General features: G+C 51.8%; 2 protein-coding genes. Both read right to left on the minus strand.

Features of this window, described 5'->3' with window-relative positions; genetic code table 11:
- Positions 1-77: 77 nt before the first annotated feature.
- Positions 78-971 carry a DUF6708 domain-containing protein gene (locus PM2_RS29325; protein WP_042132645.1) on the minus strand — a complete coding sequence of 298 codons (894 nt, stop codon included), beginning with the start codon at positions 969-971 and terminating at the stop codon, positions 78-80.
- Between the two features lie 4 nt (positions 972-975).
- Positions 976-2,236: hypothetical protein (locus PM2_RS31070; RefSeq protein WP_042132646.1), on the minus strand; the 1,261-nt coding region annotated here is incomplete at its 5' end.

Here is a 2,236-nt window from a genome sequence, read left to right on the forward strand (position 1 = left end):
AAGATAACGAATGGGCAGAGTGGGGACGCGTGTGCTGCAGGCGGGGCCGGAGGTGGCGCTGCTGACGGAGGCGTTAGTCATGCACGCCTCCTTTTGCTTGCACGTGCCGGCAGTTCCTCAAACGCTTCAGGCGGTGGTGGTGCTGCGCGAACATTGAAGAGCTTGCAGATGAAGTACCAACAGATGGCGACGATGAGGTTGTAGGGGAACAGCACGGCCCAGAAGGGCAGTTGCCAATTCTTCTTGCCCTGCATTTCACCAGGTTCTCCGGTTCGCCAAGGGGCGTAGTGGCGCCAGGCTTCAGCCGGGGTCAGGCAGATGGCATGCAGTGGCTTGTGCCACCAGTTGGGTTCGCCGGGTGGGGGGAGTTTGTCGGGGCCATGGGCCATGAAGTGGCGCAGGTATTCCCAGACTTCGGCGACGTGCCTGACGTCGGACTCGGTGGGTTCGTTGCTGTCGACCCACAGGCAGTCTTTTTGGTGGAGGCTACCGTCTGCTCGGCGCGGGGCGAAGGCGAGGGCGTAGCTGGTGCTGAAGGATGAGCCACCAAATTCGGTGCGTTTGAATACGCCGCCTCCTGTATTGCTCCAATCAAAGACCATAAGTTTATTTATTCTTTTGTAATAGATTTTTTGGGTTGTTCTATTCAGATAGATGCTGGAGAGTTTCTTTATAAAGAAAATTCGATAGGCGAGAAATGGCGTAAAAATGAGCGGTCCAAATATTTGTATTGCAATGAAAGCGAGGGCGCCTTTCTGTTCGTAATTGATCGTGTAGATCAAAGATCCTGCATAGGATGTCATGGCTATGGCTAAGATCGTGCCAGTATACATCTTGGCCATGAAAACTGAGTCAGAAACCCACGGGTTTCTTAACTGTATTACTGTGTCAGTCAAGCTGGAAATCTGTCCGTGAATTTTTGGCTTGATATCCGTTTTTTTGTTTGGGCTGAATAGCCATGTTGTTGTCATGGTACTACCTTTCAATGTGTAGGCTTGAGGATGAGTGAGTGTTTTTGGATAATCCTTGATTTGGTTGGTATTCTATTGTTAGTGTGGCGCTTTTTGCTCTGGCACTATCTATTTTGTAATGCAAAATAAGCCCTGTTGAATTCAAATGGCAAGTCGGTTCTGCTCGCAAGGTTTTTGAAGTGTTGTCGAGGTCCTTGGCTGTCAAGGTGCCATGCCATTGGCTTTGCCCTATAATAAAGTTTTTTAGCAGTACGGTGAATTCTATAGTGGCCATGGCTTCATCCACATGGCTGTGAATGATTGTTGCCCAATCCGGTGTTGGCCAGTGACTTTCTGAGCTCAATCTTGTAGTCAATCCTTCAAGATTCAGCAATGCTGCTTGCTCAGCTGTCAGTGCAACGGGGGCGTAAACTTGAGCATGCCAAGACTCAAGCTCTTCGTTGATGTTGGCGAAGCCTGGGAGAAAGCCTTGGTAATTTAATATTATCCCGGCGCGGATCTCTCCATCGTTTTCTTTTGTGCCAAAAATACTTCTGCTTGCCCATAGTTCTATCGGGCTATGAAGGCGCTCATGCGCTTTAGCGTGTAGGTAAAGCCCCCCAGCAAGCACGATGGCACCGACAAGCACTAGGCTCGCTGCGGTCCAACCCGCAAAGGGAATTAAAAACGTTGGGCCAGCGATGGCGAGGCTAGCCTCAAGCATCAGAGTGGCCCCTGCGGCAGAGGTGAAACCAGCGGCAGCAGTGTAAGCACCTGATATGGCGTTGCCGTTTTGTGACTGCCGATACCCTTTTAACAGGTCTGAAGTTAATCCCAGTATAATCGCCGGGTAGCCAGAAGCGCGCGCGAATAAATTGCTGCCTAAGTGTTTTATAATTCCGTTGCCAAACGCCATCCCCGGTGCTGTCGAACTTAACCGCAGCATCACGGCCTTCTGCGTCGCCCTTACGCTGACCAGCGTCGCCGCTGCTGCACCGATCACACCGAAAATCGATGAAGCAAAACCCAAGGTGTATTCCGGAGCATTGCTCTTTTGCAGGCTGTTGTAGGCCGTCTGGAGCGATATGATGTTGTACCACAGCATCCCCGCGTTCAAACCACCGCCTCCGCCCGAGGTGAGCATCCCGAGAAAGTTGGGTTTCACTCGCGCAGTGGTGGTCAGTTCGATCGAGACCGTCCGGCTCCCCGAAATGCGCAACTGCTTCATCTCCTCAACCTGCGCCATGCCACTCTTCAGGTACTTCTCCACCTCCTGGCTGAACGGG

Origin of the sequence: Pseudomonas monteilii NBRC 103158 = DSM 14164 (assembly GCF_000730605.1) — a bacterium.
Lineage (GTDB): Bacteria > Pseudomonadota > Gammaproteobacteria > Pseudomonadales > Pseudomonadaceae > Aquipseudomonas > Aquipseudomonas monteilii.